This window comes from Fusibacter sp., from assembly GCF_057447755.1.
The window spans coordinates 1-9,169 of sequence record NZ_JBVBZF010000139.1 but is presented as its reverse complement, the minus strand read 5'-3'; the positions used below and the strand labels follow the sequence as shown (position 1 = coordinate 9,169).

The 9,169-nt window shown below is 37.2% G+C and carries 6 protein-coding genes; all 6 read left to right on the top strand.

Annotated features, from left to right (window positions below; translation table 11 throughout):
* Window positions 1-21: 21 nt before the first annotated feature.
* The 6 genes from AC220I_RS13985 to rny all read left to right on the top strand — a co-directional run bounded on the left by AC220I_RS13985 (window position 22) and on the right by rny (window position 8,840).
* Complete coding sequence (locus AC220I_RS13985; protein ID WP_486724468.1) at window positions 22-2,499, top strand: DNA translocase FtsK; 2,478 nt, start codon at window positions 22-24, stop codon at window positions 2,497-2,499.
* A gap of 104 nt (window positions 2,500-2,603) precedes the next feature.
* On the top strand, window positions 2,604-3,944 hold the full coding sequence (rimO, locus tag AC220I_RS13980) for a 30S ribosomal protein S12 methylthiotransferase RimO (RefSeq protein ID WP_486724466.1): 1,341 nt from the start codon (window positions 2,604-2,606) through the stop codon (window positions 3,942-3,944).
* Entirely contained in the window at window positions 3,928-4,455 is a 528-nt protein-coding gene (gene pgsA / locus AC220I_RS13975) for a CDP-diacylglycerol--glycerol-3-phosphate 3-phosphatidyltransferase (RefSeq protein WP_486724465.1), read from the top strand. Before rimO ends, pgsA begins: the two co-directional genes overlap by 17 nt.
* An 89-nt stretch (window positions 4,456-4,544) precedes the next feature.
* Window positions 4,545-5,807 (top strand): competence/damage-inducible protein A, encoded by a 1,263-nt coding sequence (locus AC220I_RS13970; RefSeq protein WP_486724464.1) that lies wholly within the window; start codon window positions 4,545-4,547, stop codon window positions 5,805-5,807.
* A 141-nt stretch (window positions 5,808-5,948) separates the two neighbouring features.
* A complete protein-coding gene (gene recA / locus AC220I_RS13965; RefSeq protein ID WP_486724463.1) occupies window positions 5,949-6,959 on the top strand; it encodes a recombinase RecA in 1,011 nt (336 codons plus the stop codon).
* Between the two features lie 333 nt (window positions 6,960-7,292).
* Window positions 7,293-8,840, top strand: a complete 1,548-nt coding sequence (gene rny, locus AC220I_RS13960; RefSeq protein WP_486724467.1) for a ribonuclease Y — start codon at window positions 7,293-7,295, stop codon at window positions 8,838-8,840.
* Window positions 8,841-9,169: the final 329 nt, after the last annotated feature.

Here is a 9,169-nt window from a genome sequence, read left to right as displayed (position 1 = left end):
GGCGCTTTGCTATTGACGACGATGATGGTCTTCCCTGGCGTTGAAAGGGATTTGTTTAAGGTGGAATCCAATTTTGCCACAGTGAATCAGTATAAGTTGACCTTTGATAGGAGTGTCTTATTAAAGGGTGGTGGCGTATTTGGTGAATTAGTGACTTTAGGCATTCTTAAGCTAGTGGGTAATATTGGCGCCTTTATATTAATTATTGTTTGTTTTGTTTCCGGCTTTATCGTATGGACTCGAATTTCATTACATGATCTATGGGATGAAAAACGTAAGAAGCAAGCTGAAAAACGTAAAGTCAAACAAGAAGAAATTGCGAGACTTATGGAAGCTAGAGCGGCTGAGACAATTTCTAAGCCTGAAGTTATGGAAACGCCTAAAAAGACGGATCCTAGAAAATCTGAACCACAAAAGGCTCATGAATCAGATTCGGCCCATTTCTTAAATACACTGGATGCCTTTAAAAAAGCATCACGCAAAAAAGACATAAAAACATTTGACTATGATGCTTATGAAAAGGATGAAGTAAAACCAGCTGAAAATGGGCAAACTGATAGGCCATCTGAAGACCTTGGTTTGAAACCACCTGTGACCCCATCCGTACCACCATCTGTGGTAGCACCGAATGTGACACCAGTTGTGACACCTCCGGATACTAAGCCTGAGATGAAACCAGATATCAAGGCGACCATTAAGCCTGAAGTTAAAGCTTCGCCACTTAAAAGTGAATCGGCGAATGTGTCACAAACTGACGACATTCAAAGCGGGGCAGAGATTAGTATGCCTGGTGAAAACGGTGAGAAAAAGGTCGTTAAAATAAAAGAAAAAGATATTGAACCAGAAATTAGACAAAGTGTTAATGATGAAATTAGAGAAAATGTAAGTAAGTCATTGGAAAATTATGTCCTGCCGCCAATCACTTTACTCAAGGAAAATAAAAGCACAAAGCATTTGGACAATCAAGATGAGTATATAGAAATGGCGAAACTTCTTGAAGAGACACTCAATAATTTCAATGTTGACGCCAAGGTCGTTTCAGTGAAAAGAGGACCATCGATTACCATGTTCGAGGTACAATTGAGTCCAGGTATCAAAGTAAGTAAAATTGTGGGCTTAAGTGAAGATATTGCTCTAAACTTGGCCACAAGTCATGTGAGAATAGCGCCTATTCCAGGTAAGGCCGCCATTGGGATCGAAGTACCCAATAAAGTAACTTCAATGGTAACCATCAAAGAAGTTCTCAATTCTCCAGAGTTTAAAAAGCAGTCTTCCAAAATCACGATTGGATTAGGTAAAGACATATCCGGAAATGCAATTGTTGGCGACCTTGCCAGCATGCCACATTTACTAATCGCTGGTGCTACTGGCTCAGGTAAATCGGTTTGTGTCAATACGATTATTTCAAGTATACTTTTCAATGCCAGACCAGATGAAGTAAAATTCTTAATGATTGATCCAAAGGTTGTTGAATTGAGCACTTATAACGGCATACCACATTTGATTTTGCCGGTTGTGACCGATGCAAAGAAGGCATCTATTGCCCTAAACTGGGCAGTAAATGAAATGACAAGACGTTATAAACTATTTGCTGAACAGACGGTTAGAGATATGAAGGGCTATAACAAAAAGGCGGAACCGCAAGGGCTTGAGTTGTTACCACAAATTGTGGTCATCATCGACGAGCTTGCCGATTTGATGATGGTTGCGCCAAATCAAGTTGAGGATGCCATCTGTAGACTTGCCCAAATGGCAAGGGCTGCAGGCATACATTTGATCGTGGCAACGCAAAGACCATCTGTAGACGTCATTACAGGCCTTATCAAGGCTAATATTCCTTCAAGAATAGCCTTCTCCGTTTCTTCATCCATAGATTCAAGAACCATTATTGATATGGGCGGTGCAGAGAAGCTACTGGGTAAGGGGGACATGCTCTTTTATCCGGTGGGTGCGGCTAAACCTAAGCGAACTCAAGGGGCATTTATGTCTGATGAAGAAGTTGAGGCAGTGGTATCCTTTATTAAAAATCAGTCTTTAGAGGTCAACTATAACGAATCGATATTGGATGACGTTCAAAGCGTCGACCAAGATTTTGATGAAGCTGACGAGTACCTTGAAGAAGCCATTAGATTTGCACTTGAGTCAGGTCAGGCATCTGCTTCTATGATGCAGAGAAGGTTCAGAGTGGGCTATAATAGAGCTGCACGAATGGTAGATGCCATGGAAGAACGCGGCATTATTGGACCGTCAAGAGGAAGTAAGCCTAGAGAGGTATTGATGACTGTCTCAGAATTTGATTCAATTTACAGCATGGATGATGATGGCATGGACATTTTAGAAACTTCTGCTGAGTCGAGTTATGAAGAAGCTGAGATTGATGATTATGCATATGAATCGAATGAGGAAAATGATGATGCTATCAATTCTGAGAATGAAACCTATGAGGATAGCGCGTTTGAAGCATATGAAGATGACGAGCTTGAAGAGACGGAAGCATAAGCCGTCAAAGGGATTTAAAATAGTATATAACCAAATAGAATAGCAATGATTTAATATGAAATCGTTATTGTTTAATATTAAGAAGAAAGAAATAAGAGGAAATTATGAAAAAATTGTATATTGAAACACTTGGCTGTTCAAAAAACCTAGTGGATTCAGAGCAAATGCTCGGTATTTTGGATGAAGAATACAAATTATGTGATCAAGCTGAAGATGCAGATATTTTAATTGTCAATACTTGTTCCTTCATTCATGATGCAAAAGAAGAATCTGTCAATGTCATTTTAGATTTTGCCAGACTTAAAAATGAGGGCCATCTTGAAAAACTAATCGTTACTGGCTGTTTGTCGCAGAGATATCCAGATGAGCTTTTAGAGGAAATTCCTGAGATTGATGCCATTATCGGTACCAGCAATTTCTATAAGGTAAATGAAGTCATCAAACAATTAGAAGAAAATAATACACAAAAAGTCTATATGGAATCTGTTGATTTGCTCATTCCAGAGAATTTGCCGAGAATCCTTACAACGCCTGGACATTATGCCTATTTAAAAATTGCGGAAGGTTGCGATAATAGATGTACTTATTGTATCATTCCTAAATTAAGGGGCAAGTATCGTTCACGTTTAATTGAGGATATCGTCGATGAGGCAAGAGACCTTGTTTCAATGGGTGTTAAAGAGCTTATCTTAATTGCACAAGACACATCAAGATATGGTATTGACCTTTACGATGAGCCTTCATTGCCAAAGCTTTTAAAGGAACTAAACGCTATTGAAGACCTTAAGTGGATTCGCGTTCAGTACTCTTATCCTGATATTTTGGATGATAAATTATTAGATGGTTTCTTTACAAATGACAAAGTAGTCAACTATTTTGATATTCCAATTCAACATGCAAGTGATAAGATCTTGAAGCTCATGAACCGTAAAACAACCCAGAAGGACATTTTGGAAATCACAAAGAAAATCAGAGACAGAGATCCTGATGCAGTTATTAGAACGACTTGCATCGTTGGTTTCCCTGGTGAAACAGAAAGTGATTTTGATGCGTTATTAGAGCTTGTGAGAACTGTGAAATTCGATCGTTTAGGTGCTTTTACCTATTCAAATGAAGAAAATACACCAGCCTTTAAATTGCCAAATCAAGTGGATGAAGACCTTATGGTTGAGAGAAGAGATGCCCTTATGGCACTTCAAATGAACATTTCTGAGAGTTTAAGTTATTCAAAGGTTGGTAAAATCTATGAAGTCCTTGTTGAGGAAATCGCAGAAGAAAACAAGACATATGTGGGTAGAACAAAGTACGATTCTCCTGAAATCGACGGGGTTGTCTATATTCATACAAATGAACCTATTGAAATCGGACAATTCGTAAAAGTTAAAATTTTAGATGCTTTAGAATATGATATTATTGGAGAGGTGTATCATGAACATAGCAAATAAGCTGACAATGCTTAGAGTGATCTTAATACCGGCTTTTATCTACTTTCTATTAAATAACATGGCTGTGATCGCATTGGTTGTTTTCATGGTAGCATCTTTTACAGACTTTTTAGACGGGTATTTGGCGCGAAAGCTCAATCTTATCACAAACTTTGGTAAGTTTATGGACCCCCTTGCTGATAAGCTTTTAGTGACATCGGCATTAATATGCTTTGTCGAACTTGGAAAATTGAGTTCGTGGGTTGTTATCATTATCATTTCTAGAGAATTTATCGTAAGCATTTTCAGAGCCATAGCTGCAGCTGAGGGTATTGTAATCGCTGCAAGCTGGTGGGGAAAAGCAAAGACCATATCTCAAATGATCATGATTATTGTATTATTGATGAATAATTTCCCATTCTCGTTGATTTCTTTACCGGTTGATACTGTTTTGATTTGGATTGCCACAATCCTAACCATTATTTCAGGTTATGACTATATTGTTAAAAATAAACAAGTTTTAAAGAATTAGACATTAGGTTGACGTAATATCATTATGTCAACCTAATTATTTTATACAAGAAATGATTAAATATGGATTCAAGATTGAGGAGGCAAAAAATGTCAGGATCTTCAAATTATCTTAAAGCAGGGATTTTAGCCATTGGAACCGAGCTTTTAATGGGACAGACGGTCAATACGAATGCTACTTTTTTAAGCCAAAAATTAAATGAACTTGGAATTGGTGTATATTATCATCTGACTGTTGGTGATAACCCAATGAGAATAGAGAACATGCTCAAGTTGCTCATCCACGAATGTGATGTGATTTTCACAACAGGTGGGCTGGGTCCAACTCAAGATGATATTACAAAAGAAATTATTGCGAGTGCCTTGGGAAAAGAAATGATCTTTGACCCACATAGTATGGCGCGCATCGAAAAACGCTTCAGACAATTTAACCGACAGATGACTGACAACAATAAACGTCAGGCATTCTTCCCGGAAGATGCTATTATATTGGATAATGATATGGGAACAGCCCCAGCTTGTATTATTAAACTAGAAGCCTTGAACAAGCATATTGTTGTTTTACCTGGACCGCCAAAGGAAATGAAGTGGATTTACGATACTTATATTCAATCTTATTTGATGGCACTTAATCCGCAAAAAATGGTTTCCAAATATTTGAGTGTTTATGATCTTGGGGAATCAAGCACTGAGGACGCACTTATTGATTTAATCAATGACCAGACAGACCCTACAATTGCCACTTATGCAGGCGACGGTAAAGTTTTAGTCAGAGTGACCTCTTTTGGAGACTCAGTTGAAAGCTGTACTGAAAGTGTTAACCAAATGGTCGAAGAAATCCATAAGCGCATAGGTGCTTATATTATCTCTGATGAAGGCAAGGACATCAATGAAGTCGTGGCCATGATGTTACTCGATAAAAATCTTTCGATTTCCTTTGTGGAATCCTGCACAGGGGGAAAATTGGTTGAGAGTATAGTTAAATTCAGCGGGGTATCCAAGGTAGTAGATCGCGGTATAGTTACCTATTCAAATCAAGCGAAAATGGATGAAGTCAATGTGTCCGAACAAACACTTTTGACCCATGGCGCAGTAAGTCATGAGACTTGCTTCGAAATGGTTAAGGGACTATGCGAAAAGACGGGTTCTGACATTGGTGTTTCTATTACAGGCATTGCAGGGCCCACTGGTGGTACCCTTGAAAAACCTGTTGGCCTTGTCTATATTGGCTTAAAAATCGGTCAAAAAATAATGACTTTTGAAAACCATTTTACAGGTGATCGTTTAAGTGTACAAAATAGAACGGTCAATAAAGCACTTAAAATGCTCTATGATGAAATTTCTAAATTGTAAAAAGTTATTTAACCTTTACAAAATGTAAAAATATGGATATTATAGACTTAGGAAAAGTTTTATAAAAAGACTAGACAGAACCAAACTATATGTTATAATTAAATAGAACAAACGTTCTTATAAAGGTGGGTGTTTAATTAGATGAGCGAAAGACAGAAAGCATTAGAAAATGTACTCGGCCAAATCGAAAAACAGTTTGGTAAAGGGTCCATAATGAAACTTGGGGATGAATCAGCAAAAATGAATATTGAAAGTATACCGACTGGGTCAATTGATCTGGATATTGCATTGGGTATAGGCGGTATTCCAAAAGGAAGAGTCGTTGAAATATACGGTCCTGAATCATCCGGTAAAACAACAGTAACACTTCATATGATTGCAGAAGCTCAAAAACGCGGCGGCGTTGCAGCTTTTATAGATGCAGAGCATGCACTAGATCCTGCTTATGCTGAGAAGATTGGTGTTAATATAGACGACTTAATCGTCTCTCAACCAGATACTGGAGAGCAAGCACTTGAAATCGTTGATGCACTTGTAAGAAGTGGCGCGATTGATATTGTCGTTATTGACTCCGTGGCAGCCCTTGTACCTAAAGCAGAGATCACTGGTGAAATGGGTGATTCCCATGTGGGGTTACAAGCGAGATTAATGTCTCAAGCCCTCAGAAAATTGACAGGTATTATTAATAAATCTAACTGTACCGTTATTTTTATCAACCAGTTAAGAATGAAAATCGGCGTTATGTTTGGTAATCCTGAAACCACTACTGGTGGTAATGCACTTAAATTCTATGCTTCTGTTCGATTGGATGTTAGAAAAATTGATACCATCAAAAAAGATAGCGAAGTAATCGGCAGCAGAACCAGAGTAAAAGTTGTTAAGAATAAAGTTGCCCCACCATTTAAACAAGCTGAATTTGACATTATGTATGGTGAAGGTATTTCTAGAGAAGGTAGTGTTCTTGATGTTGCGGCAAATGTGGACATTATTAAAAAATCGGGTTCTTGGTATAGCTATGAAGGCAATAAGATAGGACAAGGTAGAGAGAATGTTAAGGAATATTTGATTCAAAATCCACTTGTCTGTGCTGAGATTGAAAAAGCTGTTAGAATTCATTTTAATCTTGAGCAACCAGAAGTCGAAAATGCATAATTGAGATTCAGTTTGCATTAAAATAATGCTTTAATTATAAAAGATAGATCAGAAATCTTACGATAGGATTTCTGATCTTTTTTCATGTGGAACTGTAGATTGAATAAAAGATGCATAAATTAAAAGATTTTATTGGTAAAAATTTCATGTTTTGAAGGCAAAATCGCCTAAATACCTAAAAAATAGCGATTTACAGCCTTTTGGAAGAAGGCCCCATCTTGACAGTTTGTTAAAAAAAATATAAAATTAGTGTATAGGTGTATCTTAAAATAGGCCTATTGGAAAAAGGACCAGTTTACTGGTCTTATAATTTACGTAAAGGGGGTGAACGACATTAGCGTGCCAGCATTTCTTGTAGTAATTATTGGAGCTGTTCTGGGCGCAGGTGGTTTTGGAGTCGGTTATATAGTCAGAAAAAATACAGCTGAAAAAACAATATTAAGTGCTGAATTTAAAGCAAAAGAGATTATTGCTGAAGCTGCAAAATCAGCTGAATCCGTGAAAAAGGAGAGAATCCTTGAAGCGAAAGAAGAAGCGCTCCAAATTAGAAAAGAGATAGACAAGGAAACGAAGGATCGTCGTGCAGAAATTCAAAAACTCGAAAGAAGAAATCTTCAGAAAGAAGAGTCTTTAGATAAAAAAGCAAATACTCTTGAATCTAAAGAAGAAAAATTAGCGCTCAAGCTTAAAACTATTGAAAATAGAGAGCAAGAGGCTGAATTACTTTATGAAAGACAAATCAAAGAATTAGAAAGAATTTCAGAACTAACGATTGAAGATGCCAAAGCTCAACTTCTAGCAGATGTTGAAAAAGACATTAAACATGATTCTGTAATCCTCATTAAGGATATTGAATCAAAGGCAAAAGAAGAGGCAAACAAAAAAGCTAAAGATATTTTAGCCTATGCAATTCAAAAGTGTGCAGCAGATTATGTTGCAGAGAGCACTGTATCGCTTGTCAATTTACCTAATGATGAGATGAAGGGTAGAATAATCGGTAGAGAAGGTAGAAACATCCGTGCATTAGAAACTCTTACTGGAGTAGATTTAATCATCGATGACACACCTGAAGCGGTTATATTATCATCTTTTGATCCTATCAGAAGAGAGATCGCAAGAGTAGCACTTGAAAAGTTGATTATTGATGGAAGAATTCATCCAGCAAGAATCGAAGAAATGGTTGAAAAATCTAAAAAAGAAATTGATCAATTAATTAAAACAGAAGGTGAAAATGCAACCTTCGACATTGGCATCCATAATTTACATCCTGAGATTATAAAATTAGTGGGACGTTTGAGATTTAGAACAAGTTATGGCCAAAATGTATTAAAACATTCTATTGAGGTAGCACACCTAGCAGGATTAATGGCTGCTGAAATTGGAGCAGACGTTAAAGTCGCTAAACGTGCAGGATTATTACACGATATCGGTAAAGCTGTGGACCATGAGATTGAAGGTACACATATCGAACTTGGAATGCAAATTTTGAGAAAATATCGTGAATCAAAAGCTGTAGTTCATGCTATGAGTACGCATCACGGAGATTATGAGCCTGAAACAATCGAGGCAATTTTAGTGACTGCTGCAGACGCATTATCAGCTGCTAGACCAGGGGCGAGAAGAGAAACTCTTGACACATATATCAAGAGATTAGAATCTTTAGAGAACATTGCAAATGGATATGAAGGTGTTGAAAAATCTTTTGCAATTCAAGCAGGTAGAGAAGTACGTGTTGTAGTATATCCAGAAAAAGTAAATGACGATGATATGTTCTTATTGGCAAGAGAAATCAGTAAAAAAATTGAGGCAGACTTGGATTACCCAGGACAGATAAAAGTTCATGTAATAAGAGAATCTAGGGTAACTGACTTTGCAAAATAAGATATAATAGAACTGTGATGGATATTAAGAAGAATTCTTAGGAATTCTTCTTTTTAATTATATAGATCATTAGTTCTCTTCCAGCTTTGAGAAAGAATTATCAACTTGCGAAAAGCGGTTAGATGATTATATACAACAAAATTTGAGCCAAAAGCTGTGATGAGGAGTGTTCAACCTCAAACAGCGTCAGCGAAAATTGTTTTGAGACATCGAAGATGGCTCAAATGTTGTTAAGCAACAAAATTTGAGCCGAAAGCTGTGATGAGGAGTCTTCAACCTCAAACAGCGTCAGCGAAAATTGTTTTGAGACATCGAAGATGGTTCAAATG